We start from the raw sequence: 24,002 nt of genomic DNA on the forward strand, positions 1-24,002 counted from the left end.
ACATGGCAGCCTTTTGACTAAGTGGTGACCAACAGAGAGGCCCAACTTGCCATATCTTCTGTGTGCTCAAAGCTTCAAGTGATCCGGTTGCGGATGTGTTGCTAACCGTTGGTATCAGGAGTTAACAACTTCCTGCGAATAGTAGCAATCTTGAATCAGACTTTTTATTGTGAAAATAGGTTATCTTTCATTTTGTTACGTGTGAGTTGGTTGTAACCCTTAACCTAAATAGGTGAAAAACGAGTGTTCTTGATGAAGGTCATGCCTTTCAATTTCAAAATTGATAGTGGGAGCTTGAGGAATGAGTGGCAGTGGCCTCAACTAACCGCGCTGCAAACCACGAACTGGAAGCTGCACAACACGGTCTTCAGACCTGTGACTCACTGTCAATTAGACTAGGGAGTCTTTATGAAAAAATCTTTGTAAAACTACACCTTACTTAAGTCCTGCTCTCTCCAACGTATCAGTATCCGTGTCCCTTGGTTTTTTTTAGATTGAATTTTTAAATTGGCACCAATATCTTGCATACGCGAAAACATATTTTTTAAACCATGACCGACTTGTGATGGGTCATTCAATTTTTTTTTCACATCGAAACCACATCCATTATCTTCAATGCTCAAAAACCAGTCCCATTCACGATTTTGACGTATACCGGAGTTGCAAGGGTGAAGTGCAACCCATATTTCGCTAGCTTGGGAGTGCTCCAAGGTATTGCAAAGGCTGATTTGAAAGACTTTGAGTATTTGCTGCGCGGCATGACCTTTGGGTAAGGATAAAGAAGTTGGTGTACCGATGCCTAGCTCTGGATCACTGACAGACCAGTGCAGCAGTATGCCCTTGTGCGCCAGAGAGGGAGAAAGCCGGTGGCGTAGCATAGCCATTTGTGTGCTCAGACAGGCTTCTTGATAATCCAAAGAGTCAACAATGAGGCGTAAATCTAGTAGCGAATGCTCAAGCAGATCTATTGCTGGATGGTGTCGAAGCGGAGGCTTATTTTCCAGAAGCGAGATAGCTTGCAGCAACTGAAATCCTAAAGAGTCATGTAGTTCAGCGGCAATTCTTGCTTGTTCTTTTTTGATCTCTTTTTTTGATGTGCTCTTGGAAGGTTTTTCTTCTTGAAATAAATTCTTGCTCAGGATGACAACGCCAACAATAGAAAGTGTTAAGCTGGTAGCAAGAAGGTATATATTTTCTTTTTGATCAAAAAATAAAATAAGAAAAAATAGTGCTGAAGATTGGGTCAGGATAAAAGAATTTTTCCAACTGATTTTTTCTAGGGTCAGCATAAAAATTCCTGTTCACAATATTCCTATTAGTGATGCAGTTCTTACTGCATGTGCTTTTGAATGAACTTGAAGTTTTTGGTATATGTTTTTGATATGAGTAGAAACTGTTGATGTGCTTATTTTTAGGGAAAGAGATATTTCGTTGTTGCTGTATCCACACGCAATTAACTTGATGATTTCAACTTCTCTGCAGGATAATCTCTCTTCGGCTGCAGAGGTTTTTTGGTGAGATTTAAAAAAAACATCTGATTTGATTTTGGAGAGAATTTTTTTTGCTAAGGATGGAGTAATGGATGCACCTCCGTTGGCCACTTGAAGAACAGCCTGTGCATAGTCCCCAAACCAAGAGTTTTTTAAAAGAAAGCCTTGGGCGCCATGAGAGAAGGCTTGAAATAGTCGATCTTCTCTTTCCGTAATGGAAATAATAATGCTTAGAACATTTGGGAGATTTTCATTCACGAAATCGAGGAGGTCGATTCCATCGCCATCTCCTAAATTGAGGTCAAGTAACAAAATATCGAAATGTTTTTGACAGATATGTTTTTTCGCGTCGCGCAGACTGGGGGACTCTCCGATGAACAAAGTTCGGGGGTCTCTCATCAAGTCCTGAGCGATCACGCGTCTGATGTGACAGTCATCGTCGACCACGAAGACCCTGACAGGACTTTCTCTCTGCCCAATCATGCTTTCAGGCCACATCTGGGGCTGAAGAGTGGGCGGAGACTCTTTCAATGAGCTGAAGTTTTCAGTCTGACTTTTTGTTGCATTTGAAAACATTTTTCACTCCAGGTGAAATATTCATTTCATTTGTTAAGTATTTTGCATAGATGAAAAAGTTTTCATAAATTAAACACAAAACAAACAGTTTTTAAATTAATTTTTGCTATTGATTAATAATTTTCAATAGTGTTTTATTTTGTTGCTTGTTATCTTGGTTTGTGTTTCTTTTGGCGTATTTATTTACAAAATAAAACGCTGTGTTTTTAACTGTAGAAAGTGTTTGTTTTCATAGTGCCAAAATCATTGTTTAAGAGGATGGTCTCGGTTTTTGACTGTGATGTTTGAGCGTGAAAACAGAAAGGTGATTGAGGTATTTCTCATTTGACACACCCTGATGACACTGGCGCTGACCGAACACAGCTTCAGTGTCAGTTTGTCCTTGAAGCTGCTGTCGGTTACGGATGGTGGGCCTGCAAGTAAGACGCAAGCCTTCTGTTGCCTCAACTTTCTCAGATGACTGAGAGCTGGCTTTCAAAGGAACGACCATGAAAAAATCTCTGATTGGTATGGCAGTGATTGCTTTGGCTGGTGTGGCTTCTGCTGCCGCGAGCGGTGTCAGCATTGCTGCAACGTCGACCTCGACGAATGCATCTTCGGGCACGATGTCTTCGGCTTCCAGTTCGGGTAATGGCAGTGCGCTGAGCATGAACAGCGCAAGCTCTGGGGCTTCGGCAACTGCTGCGGCAGGTGGTACTTCTGGAGCTGTGCCTGGGTTTGCTGCAGGCGGAGCTGTTGCGGGCGGTACTGCAAACACCACGGGAACGGTTAAAAGTCTTGCTTTGACTTCGGGCAATGGGAACGCGGCAGGTGGCGCTGTGACCAATGCCAATGCCAACTCCGGCGCGATTGCGGGCTACGGCTCTAGTGCTCCGGGGGCTTCTGTCAGTGGCTGGGCAGGTGGAACGGCCCAGTCGAAGACCAATAACGCTGCTGCAACAGCGGCTGGCCCTGGTGGTGGAGGGGCTTACGTGACCAATACTTCTGGAACGCAGTCGCAATACGGTGCCACATCTCTGGCTGCATCAACTCCGTTTGGTGCCGGGACGCATACCAGCTCAGGGGCCAGCTCTACGGGCAGCAGCGTCTATCAGAACGCTATCGTCTCAGGTAATGCCGTTGGCTGGGGCAATGGCGGCGGGACTTCAGGAACGGCGGTTGCAGGTTCAGAAGCTAACGCGCATTGAAAGCAACTCCATCGCTGTAGTGTTTGTCCGGGCCTCATGAGGACGAGGCTCAGGTAATGAGGAGGTCATTATGAAAACCGTACTAGGCTTACTGGGGTTTGCCATGGCCATGAGCAGCATGGCGCAATCATCGGACAGCAGCTCCCAGAGTTCGGCAAACACTTCAGCGGTGGGTAATCAGCAGTCGATTACTTTTGTGACACCGCCGGACAGTCGTTCCAGTCAGTCTGTGGACAGTCGTTCGGCTCAGACGATCACCAGCACGGGAACCAGTACTGAAAACATTAACTACGTTACCAGCGGTACAAGCAAAAACATTGTGGAATACACCGGCAGCTACACAATGAAAAATGTGCCCAGCGTGAACGGTCCGAATCTGACCACCAGCAACGACACCTGTATGGGCAGCAGCAGCGGCAGTGCCAATGGACCGGGCTTTGGTTTCAGCATTGGAACTACTTGGAGTGACGAGCATTGCAAGCGGCTGAAAATGAGCAGAGAGCTCTGGAACAAGGGGATGAAAGCTGCCTCTTTGGCCATGGACTGCATGGATGAGGCAGCTCGTATGGCTCTGGAGATCACGGGAACCAAATGCCCTCAATCTATGACGGCAGAAGAGCGCATCAACAACTATGGGCCTGATGCCTCTGCTCAAGCGGCTTACGTGCCTGCTCAGCGCCAGACAGTGGGCTCATCCGAGGCGAGCGCAACGCCGGTCTCTGATGGTAGAAATCTTTCCGCGTACTACCCCAATTGAATCTGGAGTCTGAGGAGGCAGTCATGTACAAGCTAGCTACTTTGATAAGCATTGCTGTCATCTGTCAGAGCACTCTTGCCGCGCCTGCGCCGATACAAGTCAATGAGCCGTTACAAATCAAGCGCAAGCTGCTTGGCAGTGGTGAGCCAGGGCAGCCGGGGATAGAGCAGGCCCAACCCGTGGGGGACTTTGGCGTCTGGCATGTGCCGCAGTATTTACCGGGCTACCCGAGTGCCGCAACAATCTGGCCTCGGGTCATTTCGGTGAAATGTAGAAGTGGCCAGTGCGAAGGCTATGCCATCACGCCTGAAATGGGGCCGGGCGAATATCTTTTCTTTGCGCCCTCGTCGGATTGATGAGGGCTGTTCTGACCCAGGCATTGGGTCGTCTACCTCTGGAGCGGGGAAGCTGGCTTGAAACTGATGGGCAACAGAACTCAATCAGAGCCTCAGCAGCAGACTCAAAGTGAGCTGCTGAGGAAGCCTTGAGCTATTCCGCGCTCTGTACGCGCATTATTAGCTCAGTCTGCCTTGCTGCCATCGTGCTGGAACATCACTGCGGGGTTCATGATGTTCTGAGGGTCCAGTGCTCGCTTGATGCTGCGCATCATCTCTAGAGCCACAGGCGATTTGTACTTTTGAAGCTTGTCGGCCTTGAGCGCGCCCACACCATGCTCGGCTGAGAAAGAACCGCCAAACTCGGCCACGGCTTCATAGACCAGGTGGTTGACCAGCGCTTCCTTCTCGCGCAGAAACTGCTTGCCATCCTGACCTTCGGGAACTTGCACGTTGTAGTGCAGATTGCCGTCGCCCAGATGGCCGAAGTTGACGAGGCGCACGCCAAGAATCTCGCGCTTGAGTATCGCGTCGGCATGTTCCACAAACGCGGGGATGCGCGAGGCAGCAATCGAGATATCGTGCTTGATGTTCAGCCCTTCTTCGGCCTGGGCCAGAGGAATGCTTTCACGGATATGCCACAGCTCATGGGCTTGGCTCAGGCTCTCGGCCACCACAGCGTTGACCACGCAGCCGTCTTCAAAAGCCAGCTCCAGCAGGTGCTCAAAGCGCAGACGGGCATGTTGCTCGGATTCGCTGTCGCTGTTTTCCAGCAGCACGCAGTAGGGCGCTTCATCGCCCATATCGGCGAACGGCACGCGTAGCTGCGGCATGTGCTTGACCACCAGGCTCAGCGCAAACTGCCCCATCACTTCAAAACCGGTCAGACCCGCACCAAGATGCTGGTGCGCCAGGCCTAGCAGGCGCACGGCCGCTTCCATGCTGGGCACGGCGGCAAAAGCGGTGAGTTGTGCCGCAGGCTGGGGGAACAGCTTCATGGTCGCGGCGGTGATGATGCCGAGCGTCCCTTCGCTGCCGATAAACAGGTTACGCAGGTCATAGCCAGTGTTGTCCTTGCGCAGGCCTTTGAGGCCATCCCAGACTTCGCCCTGCGGTGTGACGACTTCCAGACCCAGGCACAACTCACGCGTATTTCCATAGCGCACAACCTGCGTCCCGCCTGCGTTGGTGCCCAAATTGCCTCCGATGGTGCAACTGCCTTCGGCGGCCAGAGACAAGGGGAACAGCAGGCCTTGCTGGTTTGCTACCTCTTGCAAGTTCTGCAAGATGCAGCCGGCTTCGACGGTAAAGGTCAGGTTGTCCTTGTCGATATGGCGCACGGCGTTCAGGCGCGTCAGGTTCAGCACGATTTGCTGGCCGCTGTTGTCAGGGGTGGAGCCAACGGACAATCCGGTGTTACCACCCTGGGGCACGATTTGCACGCCTGCCGCAGCGCAGGCTTTGACCACGGCGGCCACTTCGGCGGTATTGCCGGGCCGCACCACAGCCAGTGCCTTGCCATGCACGCGCTTGCGCCAGTCTTGCTCGTAGGCGGTCAAATCGCCCTCGGTCAGAACATGGGTGGCACCAACGATCTGGCGCAGGGAATCAAGCAGGGCAGTGGAAGTCATGGCTGGCAGGCCGCTTTGGCGGCGGCTGGAAGAGAAAACAGGGGCATCCTAAGCCCACAGGCGCGCTGCAGGCTTGGAAAACCACGAAGCCTCAAGCGTAGAACATGGCAGACTTCGGAACAATCGAAATAAATTAATTTGTTATGCCGGTTTTTCCGAATAATGTCAGCCTGCGCCAGTTGCGTGCCTTTGATGAGGTGGCGCGTCAGGGTGCATTCGCGCCTGCGGCCCGAGAACTGTGCCTGACGCAATCTGCCTTGTCCGAATCTATTCGCCAACTGGAGGAGGCTCTGGGATTGCGGCTGTTTGACCGTACTACGCGCACTGTGGGGCTGACTGCTGCCGGTGAGGCGTTTTTGCTGGATGTGCGTCAAGCCTTTGAGACGCTGGAGCAAGGCTTTCAGAACCTGAATGACCTGGCTGCACTGCGTCGCGGCAAGGTGCGGATTGCGGCAGCGCCTTCAATCTTGGCGGTATTGCTGCTGCCGGTGCTGCCAGCGTTGCGTGTGCGGCACCCTGGCATTGAAGTGGACCTGATTGAAGACAGCGCCGAAGGCATTGCCCAGCGCGTGCAGGCGGGCAGCGTGGATTTTGGGGTGGGCGCAGAGTACCCGGCAGGCGCAGAGGTGCAGACTCGGCCCTTGGTCAGTGACAGTTTGGGGCTGGTTGCCAGATCCGACGAGCCTTTGCTGCGGTCTGAGCGATTGGTAGCTGCCGATTTGGCGCATCTTCCCTTTGTGGGCTTGACCACAGATACCGCCATCAGTCAGTTACTGGCCGCAGCACAGGGCATGCCGCAAAACGTGCTGCAGACGCCACTGCGCCTGTCGAATCCTCAGTTGTTGTTTGAAGCCGTGGGGTTGGGGCTGGGCGTGAGCATCGTCCCAGCGCTGACGGCGCGACATCCATCACTGGGGTGGGCGGGAAATTTGCGCTTTCGCTTGCTGGATGAGCCGCGCATTTTGCGCCGCACGCTGTTGATTCAGCGCCCGCGCCGCGCACTGTCACCGGCTGCGCAGCTGCTGTTTGAGGCGTTGGCAGCACAGGTGCAAACGCTGGCGCAGTTTGAAGGTATTACCCCTGATGAAGGATTGCTGCTTTGAAGGCTTTCTGACGCAGGCGCACATGTGCGGTGCAGGCGACGAAGAGCACGATGCACAATGCGACTTCACCCAGGGCCAGCCAGCGGCTGGGGGCAGGGTCACCCCATGCGCGCACCACGCCTTCGGTGAAGTACAGCCACACCAGCAGGCTGAGCCAGCGATAGGTGTACATGCGGCGCTTGAGCAGGCCAATCACGGCGAAGGCCAGTGGCAAGGCTTTGATGAACAGCCAGCTGCCGCCCTCACGCAAGGGGGCTAGCCATAGCTCCCAGGCCATGCACAGAACAATCAGTGCGAGCAGGCTGCCTACGGCCAGCCAGCGGGTGGCGGCAACATCGGAGCCGGGCTGCTGGATTGGTGAGCAAGTGTTTTCGGCGGCTTGGGGCGAGAAGGCGTCGGTCATAGCAGTGGCATCATATCGGGCATGGCAGCTCTCTTTGAATACGCTCGTTTGGTTTTGCGCCCGGTGCTTGATATGGCGCAGTGCTGGGACTCCTTTGGCTTGGAACAAGGAGTGCAGTCATGAACAAAAATGAGCGCGCTGGGTTTTGGGCTGCGCTGGAGGGCAAGCGTCCACAGACTCAAGCGCACACCCAGATGCAGACCCCAGCGCAGGCGCAAGAAATGCAAAGCACTAGGACGGCTGGGTTTTTTTCTCATGGCCTGAATAGGAGTGCTGCTGAGGCAAGGCCTGAGTCACTGGAGAGCCGTCAGGAGCCTAGTCTGGACAGCGAACCAGAGTTTGCCTTGACCGAACAAGAGTCGAGGGCAGGGGGGGGACTGGGTGATCCTAGTAGTGACGCACCAACAGTGCGCGCCCTGGCACCTGAAGTTGAGATTGTCGGGAAGGAAAAGTCGAGGCCAGCCGCCCAAGCTGCGGCCTCTGCCTCTGCTTTCAGTGCGGCGGCTCAGGGCTGGAATAGCTATTCCAAGCCAAATATTCCTCAAGCGCATATAGATAAAGCGGAGGGGGCTTCTTTTTCAGTAGTCAATGCGCCTGATGTTGGCCCTACCGAACAGACTCATTACCCGCGACCCGGCACAGCGAAGCTCGACAAGGTCAAGGCCGCAGCCGAGGCTTGCAAAGAGTGGGCATCCCGTATTCCCAAGCCTCAGGTGCCCACTGGGCCGGAACTCAAGGCGGCGATGCACCGCAAAAGCCGCCGCTTGAACCAGCGGTTGCGTACTTTCCCCTGGCGCAACACCGGTCAGGTTTTGCTGGCCCGCTTCAAGGAAGACCGGTTGGGCGTGACGGCCAGCAGCCTGACCTTCACCTCATTGCTGGCGCTGGTGCCATTTTTTACCGTGGCGCTGGCCTTGTTCACGGCGTTTCCGATTTTCGGCAAGGTGCAGCAGGTGCTGGAGCGCTGGCTGATGGACAGCCTGATCCCTGAAACCATTGCGCGTCAAGTGTTGGGCTATCTTACTCAGTTCGCTTCCAAGGCGAGTCAGTTGGGGCTGGTTGGCTTTTCCATTCTCATCATCACTGCTGTGATGCTGATCCTGACGATTGATCGGACGCTCAACAACATCTGGCGCGTGCGCCAACTGCGCCCGCTAGGCCAGCGGGTGCTGATTTACTGGGCGGCCATCACGCTGGGGCCGCTGTTGCTGGGCCTGAGCCTGGTGCTGTCGTCTTATGTGATGTCCGCCTCCAAAGGACTGGTCAATGCGCTGCCCGGCAGCCTGCGATTTGTATTTGATTCCATAGAGTTCATGGTGCTGGCTGCGGGCATGGCGGGGCTGTACCACTATGTGCCCAATACGCCGGTGCGCTGGCGCCATGCGCTGGCTGGCGGTGTGTTTGTGGCTGTCTTCATGGAGGTCGCCAAGAAGGTGCTGGGGCTGTATCTGTCCTCCGTGCCCACGTACTCGGTGATCTATGGGGCCTTTGCCACGCTGCCCATCTTGCTGATCTGGATGTATGTGGCCTGGAGCATTGTGCTGATGGGTGCTTTGGTGACGGCCTACCTGCCAACCGTTCTGACTGGCGTTGAGCGGATGACGGGCCACCGGGGCTGGCAGTTTGAACTGGCGGTAGAGGTCCTGCAATGCTTGACCAAGGAGCGCAACCTGCCGCACAAGGGCCTTTATGTATACCAACTCTCACGCCGCCTGCGTGTCGAGGCGGCTCAGATACAGCCCGTGCTCCAAACCCTGGCGCAAATGGATTGGGTCGGCGCTGTGCAGCCACCTGATGCCTATGCCTCGCTGGAGAGCACGGAGCCTCGCTATGTATTGCTGGTAGACCCGCAGATCACGCTGGTCAAGCCTTTGGTGGAGAGCTTGCTGATTCAGTCTTGCGGGGCTGTACAACCCCTGTGGCAGCGCGCACAGCTGGACACCATGAACATGGCCGAGTTGATTGCTGTGCCTGTTGCTGATATTCATAGAGATGGATAAATGACGGAAATCTATGAATATCCAGAGTGTTAAGCTAGATATTTGATAGCGAGTGCGCGCTTTCTGGAAAGGCGTCGCACAATCCTCTCGTCATTCAACCGCCCGCTGTGCCAGAGCCTCCAACAGGCCTGGCCTTCGGGCGAATTTCATTTCTGCCTACAAGCGTTGTCGGAGCCTGACTCTAGGCTACGCCTTGTTGTATTTTTTACGGACGCTCATGAGCCAATCTGTCTCCCAACCCTGGCAGCAGCGCAGCCTGGCCCACATGCTGCAAGCACGCGTGTCTGCGACACCTGACTTGCCCGCCTATCGTGAATCCATTGGCAAAGACCAGCCCTGGACCCAGCTGAGCTGGGCGCAGGCTGGTGCATCCATTCAGCAGTTCCGTGCGGCATTGCAGCAAAGCGGGCTTCGGCATGGCGAACGCGTGGGTATCTGGTTGCCCAATAGCATCAATGCCATGTGTGCCGATCAGGCTGTGCTGCAAATGGGGGCCATCGCTGTGCCGGTACACACCACCGACAACCCCTCCAGCATTGCCTATATTTTTGACAATGCCGAAATCAGTTTGCTGGTGCTGGGCAGCGTGAGTCAGTGGCAGCGCTTGCAAGCCACGGGGTACGCCATGGCCAACCTCCACACCGTAGTGGTGGCAGAGCCTGTGCCAGCCCATACCGCAGACCAGGGCCAGCCCCGCGTGCTGGCGCTGGCCGACTGGCTGCAAGAAGGTGCGGCCATGGCGCAGCAGCCGGCGCCTGCCTTGCCTCAACCCGAGGATGTAGCAGCCATCGTCTATACCTCGGGCACCACCGGAAAGCCCAAGGGAGTGATGCTCACCCACGCCAATGTGATGGCTGATGTCTCTGCCTTTGCGCAGCGTGTGCAGCCGCGCGAGGATGATCGCTTTCTCTCCTTCCTGCCGCTCTCGCATACCTTCGAGCGCACGGTGGGCTATTACCTGGCCATTGCCAGTGGTGCCTGTACCGCTTATGCACGCTCGGCAGCCTTGCTGATGCAGGATATGCAGACTGAAAAACCCACCATACTGGTCTGTGTGCCACGTATCTATGAGCGTGTGCACGCCAAGATGCTTGAGAAAATTCTGGCGGGCCCGCCATCCGAGCGTGAGGCCTTTGAAGCTGCCGTGGAGTGGGGGTGGGCCAACTTTTGTGCCCGCCAGGACATCATGGACTTGCACAAACATGAGGCCTCGCTGATCGGCACGCCTGCTCCCGCAGCCCATGCCGTGCTTAGCGAGCAGATTGCCCAGACGTTCGGAGGCTGTGTGCGCATGGCGATTACGGGCGGAGCTGCCATGCCGCAAAGTACGGCCAAGGCATTTTTGGCACTGGGTGTACCGCTGCTGCAAGGCTATGGCATGACGGAAACTACGCCCGTGATCTCGGTTGTGACGCTGGACAGCAATGACCCCGCTACCGTAGGAGCTCCATTGGCTGGAGTGGAGGTGCGCATTGGTGAGCAGCATGAGCTGCAGGTGCGTGGCCCCATCGTGATGAAGGGCTACTGGGGCCGGCCACAAGAGACGGCCAAGGCGTTTACCGAAGACGGCTGGTTGCGCACAGGCGATCAGGCAGAGCTGGTCAAGGGGCGTATTCGCCTGCTGGGGCGCCTCAAGGAAATTATTGTCACCTCTACCGGAGAGAAGGTCTCGCCCGCAGACCTGGAGCAGTCCTTGCTGGCCGACCCGCTGATTGATCAGATCATGGTGCTGGGCGATCACCGTCCCTACGTCAGTGCAATAGCTGTGCTCAATGCGGAACACTGGCCATTGTTCGCTGCAGAAAATGGCTGGGATGCGGCAGACCCTGAGACCTTGCGCCAGCCTGCGGTGGTGCAGGCCATGCTCAAGCGACTGCAGGCTTTAAGCACTGACTTCCCCAGTTATGCCCAGCCGCGCGCCTTGCTGCTGACACTGGAGCCATGGAGCGTGGAGAACCAGTTGCTAACGCCCACCATGAAGGTCAAGCGCAAGCCAATTTTGGATTATTACGATGACGAAATTGAGAGCATCTACGGCAATCGCCGTATAGGTTAAGAGCCTTTTTCATTGCAAAAACGGACCTTGGGTCCGTTTTTTGTGGGCTTCTACATCTTGATGCGGCCCAGCAAGATATCGCGCCACATCATCCAGTCGCCTAGAAAGCTGTAGAGCGGGCGCTTGAAGCTGGCTGGTTTGTTCTTCTCAAAGCCAAAGTGCCCCACCCAGGCAAAGGCATAGCCGCACAGCAAGGCCGCTAGCAAGTACCACCAGTGGCCGGTGACAACCAGCGCCAGCAAAAACACCAGCGACAGACTGGTGCCCACAAAATGCAGACGGCGGCAGGTGGCATTGCTGTGCTCGCCCAGATAGAAGGGATAAAACGCGGCAAAGCTCTTGAACAGGCGCGGATCCACCGAAGTCAGCGGTGTGTCGTCGGTCGCGCAATGGGTGTTCTGGGTCATGGCAAGCTCCGGTGCATGTGATAGCAGTTTTAGAACGTGTTGACGATCTCTACGCAACCGCGTTGGGTTTCAATCGGGATGCGTTCGAAGCGATGGTTCGCCGCTTGCACCGGGGTCAAGCAAGGCCCAGCGCGCAGAAATCGCTCGATTGAGCCCCAACCCTTCGGGACAGAGACTTTGCGGGCGGTCTGCGGCGTTGCAAATCCTCGCAATAGCATGGCTATTGCTGCGGTGTTGCGCCTTGCATCCCATCCCGCAAAGCCGCTGTCGCGGCGCGAGGAGATCGTCAACACGTTCTTATAGTGCGGGCGCCGTCCTCGGGCCAGCGGGTTAGTCTGCAAGAGCGGTCTGTTTGGAAAGCTGCGTCACCCGAACGACAGACTTTGCCGAGCTGGAATGCACACAATCGACCAGATCAAGCCCTGTCTTGCGCCCTTGTCCACCCTTGTCAGGCTTGGCGCTGAAAGAGAACGCTTCACCTTGATGCTGTCGCCTCTTGACGCTTGACGCTTGACTCTTGTGAAAGCGTGTCGTTTGCGCCCATTTTTGCATTGCTGTCATCTGAAAACTCCATGTCTGACAAACCTAGCCCTGCTTTTGCGATCCACGTCAGTGACGTTCGTGTGCCCACGGCGCAGGGTAATCTTCATGTCAGGCGCTGGCAGCCAGACAAGGGCGGCGACAAAGCCCCGCTGGTCTTGTTGCACGACTCTCTGGGGAGTGTGGATTTATGGCGTGACTTTCCTTTGCAGTTGGCGGCAGCTACCGGCCGTGAAGTCATTGCTTATGACCGCTTGGGTTTTGGCCAGTCAGATCCTCATCCGGGGCAGCTTGTGCCTTGTTTTGTGGAGGACGAGGTACAAGCGGGCTTTGCACCCTTGCACCGGGCTCTTGCATTGAGAGACTTTGTCGTGCTGGGCCATAGCGTGGGCGGCGGTATGGCCGCCATGGTGGCCGCCGCTTACGCCAGTCAATGCAGGGCGCTGGTCACGGAGTCGGCCCAGAGCTTTGTGGAGGATCGCACACTGCAGGGCATCAGAGTGGCGCGCGACAGCTTTGCCCAGGCCGGCCAGCTGCAGCGCTTGGCCCGCTATCACGCAGACAAGGCTGCATGGGTGCTATCGGCCTGGGTCGATACCTGGCTCAGCGAGCCTTTTGCCCATTACCGGCTGGAGGCAGCTTTGAAGCTGGTACGGTGCCCGGTACTGGTCATCCATGGGGAGATGGATGAGTTCGGCTCTCTGGTGCATCCTGAGAACATCTGCACCTGGGCGCAAGGCCCGTGCGAGGTGGAAATCATTGCGGGCGGTGGCCATGTGCCGCACCGGGAGCAGCCTGAGCGCATCACGAAGCGAATTACCCGTTTTCTGTCAGCGATTGCCTGATTCGTCCGCGCTGAGCTCTGTTTGCGCTATGCGCGACCGCGCATAGTCCACCAGGTCGGCCGGGTAGTGTGAATCGGCGCGTAGCGCGCTGTCATCCCAGCCATACAGCACGGCCAGCGCGCCCACTTCCAGCGCCCAGTAGCCCGTGCCCAGCCATTGGCCGCCTTTTTTCTGCTGCTTAGGCGAGAGTTTGAGAAACTCCGTGTACTGGTTTTGCAGATAGGGCCGCAACGGGTCAGGCAGCGCTTCGAGCTGTTCGAAAAAGGGCTTCATGGCGCCATAAGGGCGCTTGTGAAACAACTCCTCGCTGACCTCTTGCAACTGCAGTCCCCCTGCGCACAGATAATCCAGCAACTGGTCGGTATCAAAGGCCAGCACATGTTCATCGATCGCCGGTACATCGTCCTGAGCATCCAGCAAGGTGGCCAGCGACAGCAGGGTCACGGCCGTCGCGTAGTCGCCAGTGCGGGTGTTGACGGGAGCGCCTACGCCATAGTCTTCGCCCGTTTCCTGCGCCATGCTGACACGGGCATGCTCTGCCACCGCTGCGGCATCAATCCAGAAGGCAGCCACTTCCTGGTAGATGGGGCGCAGCACATCGCCGCTCAGACCCAGGTCAATGCCGTAGATCAGCAGCCAGCGTGCCTGCTCGCCAACTTCCTTCCACTTCCAGTAGTTCTCCAGCGCGGCATGGGCCTTGAAGCTTTGCGGCGCCTTGTAGCCGTCGCTGCTGGCAAAGCGTTTGAGCGCGCCTAGCGCTTCCTTCCAGTCGGCTTTTTTGTCGCTCAGATGGAGATTGCGCCGGGGCTGCAGGCCCGTCAGTGGAATCTTGGCCCATTCGGCGCAGGCGGTGGCCAGTTGGCCGTGGTGCTGGAAAGTTTCGCTCATGGCACAAGCTTAATCGCTCACGCACCGAGAAAATCGCGAATCGCAAACAACGTCTCGTCGGGCGACTCTGTCATCTGGTTGTGGCCGTTGGGAATCATCTGGACCTTCACCGACTTGCCTGCGGCCTTGGCGGCGTCGATCAAGCCCTTGGCGGCCTTGGGCGGCGTCATCTGGTCTTGCTCGCCCAGCACAAACAGCACGGGGGCCGTGATCTGGGTCATGGCTGCCTCGCCACCTGCATAGCTGTCGCAGGCCGTGAAGCCGGTGTGCAGCAGATTGGTGTCGGTATTGCTGGCCAGCACGCGGCGGCCTAAGGCCATGCCGGCGCCAAACACCCAGCTGCCTGCGCCATTGGGCGGCGACAGCGTGGCGCGCGAGAAGGTGTTGACCATGGCGATGGCTTTGTCGGGGGTATTCATCGCCATCTCCAGCAGCGCGGGCGACACCTTCATGGGGAAGGCTGTGCCCACCAGCACCAGATGGCTGATGCGTTCCTGGAAGGTGGCGGCAGCTTCCATGGCGATCAGGCTGCCCCAGCTGTGGCCGATCAGGGCGGCCTTTTGCAGACCCGCCGCATTCATCAACTGGCCGATGAAGGCCGCCGCCTCTTCCACCGTTTTTGGAGCTGCGCCACCACTCTTGCAGTGGCCGGGCAGGTCGATGGCCAGCACGTTCCAGCCGTGGTTGGCCATGTAGCGGCTTTGCAGCGCCCAGACGCTGTGGTCGCATAGCACGCCGTGAATAAAGATGGCGGTGGGCTGGGCCGCGTCGAACGCCTTGCCGCCGGTATAGGCGTAGATGTCTGCGTTGTGTACTTTAAAAAACATAGCGGTCTCCGCAATATAGATAAGCGCCAGAGGCTGTTTTTATATAAATCTTATGGGCTGGACGTTTCAATGATCGGCAATCAGCCGTTTGCCCAGACTCATCGTTTTATCGTCGGCGTAGCCCAGGCTTTCATAGAAGGCGATCACTGCCTCATTGCCAGCGCGCACCTGCAAATTCAGCTTGGGGCAGCCAAGTTGAGTCAATGCCTGTTCTGCCTGCTGCATCAAGCGGCGCGCATGGCCTTGACGTTGTTGCGAAGGGTGCACGGCCAGGTAATTGATCCAGCCGCGGTGGCCGTCATAGCCCACCATGATGGTTGCCATCAACTGGCCGCTGGCGTCTGTGCCGACCCAAAAGAGCTCGGGTGACACGCTGCATTTGCGGCCAATGTCTTTGTACGGATCGTTCCAAGGGCGGGTCAGGCCGCAGTCATTCCATAGCTGTACGACGGCTTCTGTGTCTGCTTGGGTAAAGGTGCGGGTGTCCATCAAGCGGCTTTCTCCGCCACTTTCAGTGCGCGCTTGAGGTCGTCGATCAGGTCGTCAGCGTCTTCCAGACCAATCGACAAACGAATCGTGCCCTGGCCAATGCCAGCTTGTGCCAGCGCCTCGTCGCTCATGCGGAAGTGCGTGGTGCTGGCGGGGTGGATCACCAGCGAGCGGCAGTCACCCACATTGGCCAGATGGCTGAAGACCTTGAGCGTCTCGATGAACTTCTTGCCCTGGTTACGCGTGCCTGCAATGTCAAAGCTGAACACGGAGCCCGCGCCGCGTGGCAGCAGTTTCTGGGCCAGTTCATAGGACGAATGCGTCTCCAGCATGGGGTGGCCCACGCGGCTGACCAGCGGGTGGCTGGCCAAGAATTGAACGACCTTCTCGGTGTTCTTCATGTGGCGTTCCATGCGCAGCGGCAGCGTCTCTATGCCTTGCAAAATCAGCCATGCGCTGTGCGGGCTCATGCAGGCGCCAAAGTCGCGCAGGCCTTCGCGGCGGGCGCGCAGCAGGAAGGCGCCGGTGGTGGATTCTTCGCTGAACACCATGTTGTGGAAGCCGTCGTAGGGCTGGGTCAGCTCGGGGAAGCGCCCCGATTTTTCCCAGTCAAAACTGCCGCCATCGACCACGATGCCGCCAATGACCGTGCCGTGGCCGGACAGAAACTTGGTGGCCGAGTGGTAAACGATGTCTGCACCGTGTTCAAACGGCTTGATGAGCCAGGGCGAGGTGAGGGTGGAATCGACCAGCAGCGGCACGCCGGCGTCATGCGCAATCGCCGACACAGTGGGAATGTCCAGCACATCCAGACCGGGGTTGCCCACGGTCTCGCCAAAGAACAGCTTGGTATTGGGGCGCACGGCAGCTTTCCAGCCGTCGATGTCGCCGGGCTTCACAAACGTGGTCTCAATGCCAAAGCGCGCGAGCGTGTAGTGCAGCAGGTTTTGCGATCCGCCATAAAGGGCGGTGCTGGCCACGATATGGCTGCCCGCGCCCATCAAGGTGGCAATGCTCAGGTGCAGTGCGGCCTGGCCGCTTGCTACGGCAATGGCGCCAACGCCGCCCTCCAGCGCAGAGACGCGCTGCTCCAGCACCGCATTGGTGGGGTTGCTGATGCGGCTGTAGACATGGCCGGGGCGCTCCAGATTGAAGAGGCTGGCCGCGTGGTCGCTGGATTCAAAGACGAAGGAGGTCGTCAAATGGATGGGCACGGCGCGCGCGCCGGTGGCGGGGTCGGGCTGTGCGCCTGCGTGCAGGCTCAGGGTGTCAAAGCCGGGGTCTGAGTAACCGGGCATGTTGTGTCTCCATCAACGGTTTTGTCGGGTGGCTGTCGCCGCTGCGATGGCCGTTCGTATTTGTGAATGACGAAAAGACGATTGTTTGTGTAAAAAATCATCTGATTCGTCATTGCTTTCGTTCTTCTGGGTGCAGTCCATTGTGGGCTATATTTGTGCACGCACTCGCATTCTGCGCACCGCGATAGCGCACGTGCTGACACGTGCAGGACAAAAGCGGCCAGAGTGCAAAACAGACCTCGGAGAACAGCAATGAAAGTAAGTGACATCCTGCGCGTCAAAGGCAATACCCTCTATACGGTGTCGCCCGACGAAAGCCTGGCCGCGGCGGTGCAGGTGATGTCGGACAAAGACATCGGCTCTTTGGTCGTCATGGAGCACGGCGATGTGGTGGGTATGCTCACCTTCCGTGAAGTGATTCAGGGCTTTGTCAAGAGCGGCGGAGTGGAAGCCATCTCCGTGCGCGGCGCCATGGACGATGCGCCCATGACCTGCACCATGGAAACCGATATGGACGAAGTGCGCCGCATGATGCTGGACCGCCACGCCCGCTATATGCCGGTGATGGACAAGCGCATGCTGATGGGCGTGATCTCGCTGTACGACGTGGCCAAGGCCGTGGTGGACAGCCAAAATTTCGAGAACCGCATGCTCAAGGCCTATATCCGCGACTGGCCCGAAGGTGAACGTCAGGGCGCTGAATAAGTCTGCGACCCTTCTCGACACCAGCCCCGCATGATGCGGGGTTTGTTTTTTGGAGTTTGGGGTGCATGGGCGTCTGGAGGGCGTTGCGATGGCAGCAGTGCTCTTGAAGCAGTACTGAGCAGCAGTCGTCACAGGCATAATCGACAGCCTATGAGCGGCAATACCTTCGGCACAATTTTCACGGTTACCAATTTTGGTGAATCCCACGGTCCGGCCATTGGCTGTGTGATTGACGGCTGCCCTCCGGGCATGGAGCTGAGCGAGGCTGATATCCAGTTCGACCTGGACCGCCGCCGCCCTGGCACCAGCAAGTTTGTGACCCAGCGCAACGAGCCTGATCAGGTCGAAATCCTGTCTGGCGTGTACGAAGGCAAGACCACGGGCACGCCGATTGCATTGTTGATTCGCAATACCGACCAGCGCAGCAAGGACTACTCCAACATCGCGCAGAGCTTCCGTCCCGGCCATGCTGACTATGCCTACTTCCAGAAATACGGCATTCGCGATCCGCGCGGCGGTGGGCGTTCCTCGGCCCGTTTGACAGCGCCCACGGTGGCCGCGGGTGCTGTGGCCAAGAAGTGGCTCAAGGAAAAGTTTGGCACCGAGTTCCACGCCTGCATGACGCAAGTGGGCGAGCTGTCCCTGCCTTTTGAGAGCTGGGAGCATGTGCCCAACAACCCGTTTTTCGCGCCTGTGGCCGATGTGAGCCGCTATGAGGAATACATGGAGCAGCTGCGCAAGAGTGGCGACTCCTGCGGCGCAGCGCTGCGTGTGAGTGCCTCGAACATGCCCGTCGGCTTGGGTCAGCCTCTGTACGACCGCCTGGACGCCGATATTGCCTACGCCATGATGGGTCTGAACGCCGTCAAGGCCGTAGAAATTGGCGCGGGCTTTGACAGCGTGGCCCAGCGCGGCACTACGCATGGTGATTCGCTCAGCCCCGAAGGTTTTCGCAGCAATAACGCGGGCGGCATTGTGGGCGGCATCAGCACCGGCCAGGATCTGGAAGTGCGCATCGGTATCAAGCCCACAAGCTCCATCATCACGCCGCGCGAGTCGATTGATGTGCATGGCAACAGCACCGAAGTCATCACCAAGGGCCGTCACGACCCCTGCGTGGGCATTCGCGCGGCACCCATTGCCGAGGCGCTGCTGGCGCTGGTGGTGATGGACCACGCGCTGCGCCACCGCGCCCAGTGTGGCGATGTGGATTCGGGGCTCAAGCCCATTGCTGCATCGGCGGCCTGACCAGCAATCTGACATCATGCTGCCCGCGTTCTGCGGTACAACCACGGCTCAGGAGAGTTCCGATGGTTGCAGCAATTTCTCAAAAACCTCAACGCCAGCCCCGCGCCATGTCGCCGGGCTGGCGCTGTGCTTTGCAGGGCGCGGCGGCTGCGGTGATGGCGCTGGGCTTGGCGGGCTGTGGCGGGGGCAGCGCCGTGCGCCCGACCAGCATGGATATCACTCTGCTGGGCTTTAATGACTTTCACGGCAATCTGGAGCCGCCCAAACAGGCGGTGATCGCGCAAGACGAGCGAGGCGGCAATGTGGCGGTGCCCGCCGGCGGAGCCGCCTATATGGCTCAGGCCATTGCCGAGCGCCGCGCGGCCAACCGCCATGTGGCTGTGGTCACTGCGGGAGACATGATCGGGGCATCGCCCATTGTCTCTTCGCTGTTTCTGGATGAGCCCACGATTGAGGCGCTGAACCTCATGCAGGTGGACTTTGCGGCCACCGGCAATCACGAATATGACCAAGGCGCAGACGAGTTGCTGCGCATGCAGGGCGGTGGCTGCGAGAAGTTCACAGTCAAGGAGCCTTGCCAGATCAGCAAGCCCTTCAAGGGGGCGGATTTTCAATATCTGGCGGCCAATACGATTCGTGATGACGGCAAGCCCCTGTTCCCCGCCACGGGCGTGAAGTTCTTTGAGCAGGACGGTCTGCGCATCGGTGTAGGCTTTATCGGGATGACGCTCAAGAATACGCCGCACATGGTGCGGCCCAGCGGGGTCAAGGGCCTGACGTTTACCAGCGAGGCGCTGACGGCCAACGCGCTGATTCCGCAATTGCGCGCCCAGGGCGCTGACGTGATTGTGGTGCTGGTACACGAGGGCGGGGCTGCCACTTCGGGCCTGCAGGAAGACAGCTGCCAGGGCTTGTCGGGCGATATCGTGCCTATTCTGGAGCAGCTATCGAGCGAGGTGGATGTGGTGGTCTCTGGCCACACCCACCGCTCCTATATTTGCGACTACGCCAAGGTCAATGCGAAAAAGCCGTTCCTGCTGACCAGCGCAGGCCTGTATGGCACCTTGCTGACGGAAATCAAGCTTACTGTGGATGCGAAAACGCGCCACGTGTCCAGCAAGTCGGCGCGACAGCACATTGTGCAGGGCGAGGCCTTTACCAGTGGCATGACCACCGTGGCGCTGCAGCCCAGCTTTCCCGTTTATCAACCCGATGCGGCCGTTGCTCAATTGGTCGAGCGCTATAAGGCCGCTGCACAGCCGCTTTCTGCCGCAACGATAGGGCGCCTGGCTGGCGTGGCCAGCCGCGCTCCGCTGGCCAATGGCGAAAGCGTGATGGGCCGCATCATTGCCGATGCGCTGCTGGCGGCCACGCAAGACGCGGCGGCAGGTGGTGCCGAGCTGGCCTTTATGAACTCAGGCGGCGTGCGTGCCGATCTGGCGCCTGCAGCCGATGGCAGTGTGACCTACGGGCAGCTGTTCAGCGTGCAGCCCTTTGGCAATACGCTCATGGTGATGAGCCTGACGGGCGAGCAGATTCGCCAGGTGCTGGAGCAGCAGTTCAACAGCGGCACCAACACGGTCGATGCGCCGCGCATTCTGCAGGTCTCGCAGGGCTTCACTTACCGCTTTGATCGCAGCCAGCCTGCGGGCCAGCGGGTGAGCGAGATGCGTTTGAACGGCCAGTTGCTCGATACTGCGCGCAGCTATCGCGTGGGACTGCAAAGCTATCTGGGCACGGGCGGCGACAACTTTAGTGTCTTTACGCAAGGAACAGATTTGGTGGGCGGTTCGCTGGACCTGGATGCGCTGGTGGACTATGTGCGTGCGCAAAGCCAGCAGCAGCCCATGCTGCTCCCACTACAGGAGCGTATTGCGCGCGTTTACTAAGGGTTTCAGATATAAATTGATCTGAAATAGATAAGTGGCAAGCGGTGCATGCTCATTATTCATGAGCGTGTCATCAACTTGTATGGCAGAGAACAGAGCAAAAAACAAAGCCACCCGAGGGTGGCTTTGTGCTGTCATGAGGCTCAATTTCAATGAGGTTCCGTTTTGGGCTTGGCCCGGGACTTGGGGCTGCGCACCTCATCCATGATGCTTTTGAAGTCGTCTACATCCTCGAAGCTGCGGTACACGCTGGCAAAGCGGATATAGCCCACCTTGTCCAGGCCTTTGAGCTCATCCATCACCAGCTCACCAAGGCGGCTGGAATCGATTTCGCGCTGGCCTGAGTTGAGCAAACGGTCTTCGATGCGGTCAATGGCCTCGTCGATCAGCGCCGTGCTCACAGGGCGCTTGCGCAGCGCGATCTGGAAAGAGCCTTGCAGCTTGGCGCGCTCGTACTCGATGCGCCTGCCGTCCTTTTTGACAATGGTCGGCAGGCTGACTTCGGGGCGCTCATAGGTGGTGAAGCGCTTGTCGCAACCGCCGCAGCGGCGGCGGCGACGGATGAAGCCCCCATCTTCGGACTCGCGGGTTTCGACCACTTGCGTATCCGGGTTGCTGCAAAAAGGGCACTTCATGGTCGATCCGCGTAGCCGTCTAACCTGCCTGCTTACTTGCTGTAAACGGGGAACTTGGCCGTCAGAGCCTGCACCTTGGCGCGCACGGCGGCCAGGTTGGCTTCGTCTTCAGGCTTGTCCAGCACGTCAGCCACCAGGTTGGCAGTGATGCGGGCTTCTTCTTCGCCGAAACCACGGGTGGTCATGGCAGGAGTGCCGATGCGGATACCGCTGGTCACGAAAGGCTTTTCGGGGTCGTTGGGGATGGCGTTCTTGTTCACAGTGATGTGAGCCAGACCCAGAGCGGCTTCAGCAGCCTTGCCCGTGATGCCCTTGGCGCGCAGGTCCACCAGCATGACGTGGCTTTCAGTGCGGCCGGAGACGATGCGCAGACCGCGCTCGGTCAGGGTTTCGGCGAACACCTTGGCGTTCTTCACGACTTGCTCTTGGTAAGCCTTGAACTCGGGAGTCAGGGCTTCCTTGAACGCGACAGCCTTACCAGCGATCACGTGCATCAGAGGGCCGCCTTGCAGGCCGGGGAAGATGGCGCTGTTGATGGCCTTCTCGTGCTCAGCCTTCATCAGGATCACGCCGCCACGGGGGCCGCGCAGGCTCTTGTGGGTGGTGGTGGTGACCACGTCAGCGTGGGGCACGGGGTTGGGGTACACGCCAGCAGCGATCAGACCGGCGTAGTGAGCCATGTCCACCCAGAAGATGGCGCCGACTTCCTTGGCGATCTTGGCAAAGCGCTCGAAATCGATGCGCAGAGCGTAGGCAGAAGCGCCAGCCACGATGATGCGGGGCTTGTGCTCGCGAGCCAGCTCTTCCAGCTTGTCGTAGTCGATGGCTTCGTCAGCGTTCAGGCCGTAGGAAACAGCCTTGAACCACTTGCCGGACATGTTCAGTGCCATGCCGTGGGTCAGGTGACCCCCTTCGGCCAGGCTCATGCCCAGAATGGTGTCGCCGGGCTTGGCAAAAGCCATCAGCACAGCCTGGTTGGCTTGGGAGCCGGAATTGGGTTGCACGTTGGCGGCTTCAGCGCCAAAGATTTGTTTGATGCGGTCGATGGCCAGCTGCTCGACCACGTCCACGTGCTCGCAGCCACCGTAGTAGCGCTTGCCTGGGTAGCCTTCGGCGTACTTGTTGGTCAGCTGGGAGCCCTGGGCTTCCATCACGGCGGGCGAGCAGTAGTTCTCGCTGGCGATCAGCTCGATGTGCTCTTGCTGACGATGGTTTTCAGCCTCAATGGCAGCAAACAGTTCGGGGTCGACTTTAGCGACGGTATCGGTGCGTTGAAACATGGCAGTCCTGTGAACTAGAAATTCCCTTGAAGCAAGGGCTGCCCAGGCGAACGGCTGAAACGCTTGCAGGTCTCAAACGTCGACCTTGGGCGGTACGCTCCCCGGTGGTTCACAGACCTTGCAGTCTGCCGGATTCCACGTCAGCGGCAGAGGTTTCTGCGCCTATCGCCAGTTGCGTACACCCGTTAGTGTAGCTGAGCTGACCTAGGTCAGATGCCTGGGTCGACTTTTCCTGCAAAGTGGCATCAGGAATAAAAAAGCTGGCCAAAGCCAGCTTGAAAAATGGCAAATGTGGAACTTACAGGCGGGAGTCTGCTACCACCACCTGATCTGCATGAGAGACCTTGGTGGACTCGGTGCTGATAGCGGACTTGCTGTCGGCTGTGACGGTGTTGGTGGTTACCACGGGGGTGGCGCGCAGGCCGGCTCCTTGGCGCAAGCGCTGGTGCTCTGCCAGGACCTTGGCTGCATAGCCGCCGTCGCTGGGCAGGTTGGCTGCCCCGACGTAGTAACGCAGACCGCCTTCAATGGAGCCAGCGCGTGCAATGCATTCCTTGAGCACCTTGACACCGACCTTGAGGTTGGTGACAGGATCAAAGGCAGCATGCTGACCACCGAAGCTTTCGTACTTGTCGGTATGGACCTTGGTCATGACCTGCATCAGGCCTTGTGCGCCGACCGGGCTTTGTGCAAAGGGGTTGAAGCTGGATTCAATGGCCATGATGGCCAGAATCAGTGTGGGGTCCAGCTTGTTGGCTTTGCCCTGTGCATAGGCCTCGCTGACCAGAGCGGCAATGGGCTCGGGTGCAACGCGGTATTTTTTGCTGAGCCAATAGGCCACAGCCGCCTGCTCCTTGGGCAGGTTCTGCGGGTTGACTGCAGTTGCCCGATCGCTGGCAGCAATGAGGTGAGAGGAAACAGCGGATATCTCTGTCTCTTCGTCAGCCACGGCAATGGCGGTCGCAGGCAGTCGGTTGTCAAGCCACTCGCGCAGCTCGGTCGCACCGGCCAGACGCAGGTCCGGACGGGAGATCAAAATCAAGGCCGAAATGGCCACGGCCAAGCCCAGGAGGGCGAAACCGTTGTGGGTAAGAGCAAGAAAACCGTGAGCCGTTTGATGGCCCAACGTTCGCGCAGAGGCGATTAATTTTCCTGACGCTGGCATAGCTTGTCCTTTCTTGGCTATCGCCCGAGGTGGTACCGGTTCAATCACACGGTGCAACCAGGGCAACACGCCGATGAGGTTTGCTGCGGGCCGATTAAAAAGCGCCAGGGAGGCGCTTGTCGGTCTGCTCAGTCGTGAGGCAGCGAAAACGAAAAACGCTCATTTCGAGCGCTGGCGGATTCTAGAAGCCCCCTAAATACAGAGTCAATACTATAGAAATATATTTTTAGAATTTTAAATAATATAAA

Annotated in this window: 25 protein-coding genes and 1 riboswitch; of the genes, 10 read left to right on the forward strand and 15 right to left on the reverse strand. The window is 57.6% G+C overall.

Annotated features, from left to right (window positions below):
* Positions 1-428: 428 nt before the first annotated feature.
* From AC2I9W_RS12355 to AC2I9W_RS12365, 3 genes are all read right to left on the reverse strand, one after another.
* Entirely contained in the window at positions 429-1,289 is an 861-nt protein-coding gene (locus tag AC2I9W_RS12355) for a sensor histidine kinase (protein ID WP_486410252.1), read from the reverse strand.
* 12 nt (positions 1,290-1,301) lie between these two features.
* On the reverse strand, positions 1,302-2,066 hold the full coding sequence (locus AC2I9W_RS12360) for a response regulator transcription factor (RefSeq protein ID WP_486410253.1): 765 nt from the start codon (positions 2,064-2,066) through the stop codon (positions 1,302-1,304).
* A gap of 250 nt (positions 2,067-2,316) precedes the next feature.
* The gene (locus tag AC2I9W_RS12365) at positions 2,317-2,862 is read right to left on the reverse strand and encodes a hypothetical protein (protein ID WP_486410254.1); all 546 of its coding nucleotides are present in this window, start codon (positions 2,860-2,862) and stop codon (positions 2,317-2,319) included.
* A 22-nt stretch (positions 2,863-2,884) separates the two neighbouring features.
* On the opposite strand from AC2I9W_RS12365, the gene AC2I9W_RS12370 reads away from it, so the two are divergent.
* The 3 genes from AC2I9W_RS12370 to AC2I9W_RS12380 all read left to right on the forward strand — a co-directional run bounded on the left by AC2I9W_RS12370 (position 2,885) and on the right by AC2I9W_RS12380 (position 4,366).
* A complete protein-coding gene (locus AC2I9W_RS12370; RefSeq protein ID WP_486410255.1) occupies positions 2,885-3,253 on the forward strand; it encodes a hypothetical protein in 369 nt (122 codons plus the stop codon).
* Between the two features lie 70 nt (positions 3,254-3,323).
* A complete protein-coding gene (locus AC2I9W_RS12375) occupies positions 3,324-4,010 on the forward strand; it encodes a hypothetical protein (RefSeq protein ID WP_486410256.1) in 687 nt (228 codons plus the stop codon).
* Positions 4,011-4,033: 23 nt separating this feature from the next.
* Positions 4,034-4,366: a hypothetical protein gene (locus tag AC2I9W_RS12380; RefSeq protein WP_486410257.1), complete on the forward strand. Its 333-nt coding sequence runs from the start codon at positions 4,034-4,036 to the stop codon at positions 4,364-4,366.
* A 164-nt stretch (positions 4,367-4,530) separates the two neighbouring features.
* Here the strand turns inward: AC2I9W_RS12380 and AC2I9W_RS12385 are convergent, their stop codons facing one another.
* Entirely contained in the window at positions 4,531-5,976 is a 1,446-nt protein-coding gene (locus AC2I9W_RS12385) for an FAD-binding oxidoreductase (protein ID WP_486410258.1), read from the reverse strand.
* 143 nt (positions 5,977-6,119) lie between these two features.
* Between AC2I9W_RS12385 and AC2I9W_RS12390 the strand changes: the two genes are divergently transcribed.
* Positions 6,120-7,079: a LysR family transcriptional regulator gene (locus tag AC2I9W_RS12390; RefSeq protein ID WP_486410259.1), complete on the forward strand. Its 960-nt coding sequence runs from the start codon at positions 6,120-6,122 to the stop codon at positions 7,077-7,079.
* Here AC2I9W_RS12390 and AC2I9W_RS12395 read toward each other — a convergent pair.
* Positions 7,051-7,482, reverse strand: a complete 432-nt coding sequence (locus AC2I9W_RS12395; RefSeq protein WP_486410260.1) for a DUF2069 domain-containing protein — start codon at positions 7,480-7,482, stop codon at positions 7,051-7,053. The genes AC2I9W_RS12390 and AC2I9W_RS12395 overlap by 29 nt on opposite strands.
* A gap of 743 nt (positions 7,483-8,225) precedes the next feature.
* On the opposite strand from AC2I9W_RS12395, the gene AC2I9W_RS12400 reads away from it, so the two are divergent.
* Complete coding sequence (locus AC2I9W_RS12400) at positions 8,226-9,482, forward strand: YihY family inner membrane protein (RefSeq protein WP_486410314.1); 1,257 nt, start codon at positions 8,226-8,228, stop codon at positions 9,480-9,482.
* Between the two features lie 217 nt (positions 9,483-9,699).
* On the forward strand, positions 9,700-11,538 hold the full coding sequence (locus tag AC2I9W_RS12405; protein ID WP_486410261.1) for an AMP-dependent synthetase/ligase: 1,839 nt from the start codon (positions 9,700-9,702) through the stop codon (positions 11,536-11,538).
* Positions 11,539-11,588: 50 nt separating this feature from the next.
* Here the strand turns inward: AC2I9W_RS12405 and AC2I9W_RS12410 are convergent, their stop codons facing one another.
* Genes AC2I9W_RS12410 through AC2I9W_RS12420 form a run of 3 tightly spaced genes read right to left on the reverse strand, consistent with a single transcriptional unit; the run spans position 11,589 to position 12,506 of the window.
* Positions 11,589-11,945, reverse strand: a complete 357-nt coding sequence (locus AC2I9W_RS12410) for an Mpo1-like protein (protein ID WP_486410262.1) — start codon at positions 11,943-11,945, stop codon at positions 11,589-11,591.
* A gap of 29 nt (positions 11,946-11,974) precedes the next feature.
* Positions 11,975-12,238: a hypothetical protein gene (locus tag AC2I9W_RS12415; RefSeq protein WP_486410263.1), complete on the reverse strand. Its 264-nt coding sequence runs from the start codon at positions 12,236-12,238 to the stop codon at positions 11,975-11,977.
* 37 nt (positions 12,239-12,275) lie between these two features.
* Positions 12,276-12,506 (reverse strand): hypothetical protein, encoded by a 231-nt coding sequence (locus tag AC2I9W_RS12420; RefSeq protein ID WP_486410264.1) that lies wholly within the window; start codon positions 12,504-12,506, stop codon positions 12,276-12,278.
* Between the two features lie 11 nt (positions 12,507-12,517).
* Here AC2I9W_RS12420 and AC2I9W_RS12425 point away from each other — a divergent pair, with 11 nt between their 5' ends.
* Positions 12,518-13,330 carry an alpha/beta fold hydrolase gene (locus tag AC2I9W_RS12425; protein WP_486410265.1) on the forward strand — a complete coding sequence of 271 codons (813 nt, stop codon included), beginning with the start codon at positions 12,518-12,520 and terminating at the stop codon, positions 13,328-13,330.
* On the opposite strand, the gene AC2I9W_RS12430 is transcribed toward AC2I9W_RS12425, so the two are convergent.
* From AC2I9W_RS12430 to AC2I9W_RS12445, 4 genes are all read right to left on the reverse strand, one after another.
* The gene (locus AC2I9W_RS12430) at positions 13,316-14,218 is read right to left on the reverse strand and encodes a PoNe immunity protein domain-containing protein (protein ID WP_486410266.1); all 903 of its coding nucleotides are present in this window, start codon (positions 14,216-14,218) and stop codon (positions 13,316-13,318) included. The genes AC2I9W_RS12425 and AC2I9W_RS12430 overlap by 15 nt on opposite strands.
* Before the next feature lie 17 nt (positions 14,219-14,235).
* Positions 14,236-15,045, reverse strand: a complete 810-nt coding sequence (locus AC2I9W_RS12435; protein ID WP_486410267.1) for an alpha/beta fold hydrolase — start codon at positions 15,043-15,045, stop codon at positions 14,236-14,238.
* Positions 15,046-15,111: 66 nt separating this feature from the next.
* Positions 15,112-15,534 carry a GNAT family acetyltransferase gene (locus AC2I9W_RS12440; protein ID WP_486410268.1) on the reverse strand — a complete coding sequence of 141 codons (423 nt, stop codon included), beginning with the start codon at positions 15,532-15,534 and terminating at the stop codon, positions 15,112-15,114.
* Positions 15,534-16,832: an O-acetylhomoserine aminocarboxypropyltransferase gene (locus AC2I9W_RS12445; RefSeq protein WP_486410269.1), complete on the reverse strand. Its 1,299-nt coding sequence runs from the start codon at positions 16,830-16,832 to the stop codon at positions 15,534-15,536. The genes AC2I9W_RS12440 and AC2I9W_RS12445 overlap by 1 nt, the downstream gene beginning before the upstream one ends.
* Positions 16,833-17,084: 252 nt before the next feature.
* Here AC2I9W_RS12445 and AC2I9W_RS12450 point away from each other — a divergent pair, with 252 nt between their 5' ends.
* The 3 genes from AC2I9W_RS12450 (at position 17,085) to AC2I9W_RS12460 (ending at position 20,674) form a co-directional block, all read left to right on the forward strand.
* The gene (locus AC2I9W_RS12450) at positions 17,085-17,537 is read left to right on the forward strand and encodes a CBS domain-containing protein (RefSeq protein WP_158390880.1); all 453 of its coding nucleotides are present in this window, start codon (positions 17,085-17,087) and stop codon (positions 17,535-17,537) included.
* Between the two features lie 150 nt (positions 17,538-17,687).
* Positions 17,688-18,785: a chorismate synthase gene (gene aroC, locus AC2I9W_RS12455; protein WP_486410270.1), complete on the forward strand. Its 1,098-nt coding sequence runs from the start codon at positions 17,688-17,690 to the stop codon at positions 18,783-18,785.
* A 107-nt stretch (positions 18,786-18,892) separates the two neighbouring features.
* Positions 18,893-20,674: a bifunctional metallophosphatase/5'-nucleotidase gene (locus tag AC2I9W_RS12460; RefSeq protein WP_486410315.1), complete on the forward strand. Its 1,782-nt coding sequence runs from the start codon at positions 18,893-18,895 to the stop codon at positions 20,672-20,674.
* Positions 20,675-20,823: 149 nt separating this feature from the next.
* On the opposite strand, the gene nrdR is transcribed toward AC2I9W_RS12460, so the two are convergent.
* From nrdR to AC2I9W_RS12475, 3 genes are all read right to left on the reverse strand, one after another.
* Positions 20,824-21,309: a transcriptional regulator NrdR gene (gene nrdR / locus AC2I9W_RS12465; protein ID WP_158390883.1), complete on the reverse strand. Its 486-nt coding sequence runs from the start codon at positions 21,307-21,309 to the stop codon at positions 20,824-20,826.
* A gap of 32 nt (positions 21,310-21,341) precedes the next feature.
* On the reverse strand, positions 21,342-22,589 hold the full coding sequence (gene glyA, locus AC2I9W_RS12470; protein ID WP_486410271.1) for a serine hydroxymethyltransferase: 1,248 nt from the start codon (positions 22,587-22,589) through the stop codon (positions 21,342-21,344).
* 33 nt (positions 22,590-22,622) lie between these two features.
* A riboswitch (ZMP/ZTP riboswitch) is annotated at positions 22,623-22,775 on the reverse strand.
* A 112-nt stretch (positions 22,776-22,887) separates the two neighbouring features.
* Positions 22,888-23,754 carry a lytic transglycosylase domain-containing protein gene (locus AC2I9W_RS12475; RefSeq protein WP_486410272.1) on the reverse strand — a complete coding sequence of 289 codons (867 nt, stop codon included), beginning with the start codon at positions 23,752-23,754 and terminating at the stop codon, positions 22,888-22,890.
* Positions 23,755-24,002: the final 248 nt, after the last annotated feature.

The organism is Comamonas sp. FUJ_7, from assembly GCF_057369555.1.